Annotated in this window: 1 protein-coding gene; it reads right to left on the bottom strand. The window is 63.3% G+C overall.

Features of this window, described 5'->3' with window-relative positions; genetic code table 11:
* A partial coding sequence (locus CDE01S_RS17935) for an ISL3 family transposase (protein ID WP_066710916.1) occupies positions 1 to 1,144 on the bottom strand: 1,144 nt, incomplete at its 3' end.
* Positions 1,145 to 1,279: the final 135 nt, after the last annotated feature.

A 1,279-nucleotide genomic window follows, 5' to 3' on the forward strand; every position in this document is an offset into this window, starting at 1 on the left:
TGCGCTTGATCAGCTTGATCTTGTTGTTGATGCCTTCCAGAGTGCCTGTGTGCATGGGCCATCGAACCCGGCTGAGGATGCCGCGCCAATAGGGTTTGAGTAAATTGGCGAAACGTATGAGAGCGGGGATCCCGCTCTGGCGGGCATGTTCTAGCCATTGCCTCCAGCGCCGACGCCACTCCCAGGCATCGGGTGCATTCCACAGGCTCTTGAGTTGCTCGCGCATGACGTAGACCGTCATCAGGGACTGGTTGGCTGCCAGTACCTCCTGCAGGTGAACCTGCTGTCTGGGCTCCAGCCGCGCCGGATTGCGCAGCAGCAGCCAATGCGCCTGCTTGACCACCCGGCGCGCCGGCCTGTCCTGGCGCAGCTCATTGGCCGCATCTACCCGCACACGACTGATCACTTCCCGGGCGTACTTGGCCACCACATGGAACAGGTCGTAGACGATGCGTGCCCTGGGGCAGTGATGGCGCACCTCCAGGTCATAAGCCGTGTTCATGTCCATGGCCACGGCCTGTATGCGTGCACAGCCCTGGGGGCCCAGGCCTCGGAAGAACTCGCGGACCGATGTGCGTGCCCGCCCCACGCCAATCCACAGTACGCGCCGGCTGTCAGCATCAAGCACCACGCTGGCGTAGCGGTGGCCCTTGTGCAGCGCAAACTCATCCATGATCAGCCGTCTGGGCTGGGCACGCGGCAGCCGCTCCAGGCGCTGGCGCAGCTGCCGCGCATCGATCTCCCGCACCGTGCTCCAATGCAGGGCAAACATCTGCGCCACATGGGCCACCGGCAACTTGGTGCACCACAGCGCCACGGCCTCGCTCAAACGCTGCGTCATGCGGGCGTAGCGCGCCAGCCACTCAATGTGCTGCAGCCGGGCTCCGCAGCTCGGGCAACTCACTCGTGACATCAGCACCTGGAGCTCGACTCGCTGGCCCAGCAGGGGTAAATCGCGCACCCGTCGCCATTGGCGGTCGTGCACGGTACGGCAAGTGCCCTTGCAGTGGCAACAAGCCAGCTCAGCCCCGTCATCGGGTTCGAGCCGGATGTCGATCTGTCCGGGCTGGCGCTCCAGTTTCGTGATCCTGAATCCCGGCCAGAAGTCTGACCAGAAGGCCGATGAGGCAGTATGCTGCAGCATGGGGCGGTCTCCTCAGTGCTTGGTGATTGGTCGCACAACCATCTTCGCTGAAGATGCACCGCCCCTCTTTATTCGCCCGTCAGTCGGCACCGGCAACTCCTTGCCTCGCCTCCTTTGCCTTAGTAGTAGGATTAA

Source organism: Curvibacter delicatus NBRC 14919 (assembly GCF_001592265.1).
GTDB classification, from domain to species: Bacteria; Pseudomonadota; Gammaproteobacteria; order Burkholderiales; family Burkholderiaceae_C; genus Hylemonella; species Hylemonella delicata.